This is a genomic window from Bacillus sp. SIMBA_074 (assembly GCF_046534555.1).
Classification (GTDB): Bacteria; Bacillota; Bacilli; order Bacillales; family Bacillaceae_G; genus Bacillus_A; species Bacillus_A mycoides.
On the sequence record NZ_JAWRYM010000629.1, the window covers coordinates 1 to 266 of the forward strand.

Annotated in this window: 1 protein-coding gene; it reads left to right on the forward strand. The window is 70.7% G+C overall.

Translation table 11 applies throughout. From position 1 onward, the window contains the following. The coding region (locus tag SB773_RS32270; protein ID WP_410594450.1) for a hypothetical protein at window positions 1–266 on the forward strand (266 nt) is incomplete at both ends.

A 266-nucleotide genomic window follows, 5' to 3' on the forward strand; every position in this document is an offset into this window, starting at 1 on the left:
CCGCGCTACCTCCGGCAGCTGCTGGTGATCCCGCTCCTCCCGGCGGTGATGTGGTTCTACTCCGGGATCAACCACTCCCTCGGCTACCTGTTCGCCGCGGGGCCGGTCGTCGCGTTCGCGCTGGGCATCGGGATGATCGCGGACGTCTCCTACGACTCGACCGCGTTCGCCCTCCACGTCTCCAAGGCGGTGCCCGGACGCGCGGACCGCTGGGGCCGCGCCTCCGCTCTGCTGAGCTTCGCCGTGCCCGCCGTCGTGATCATCGT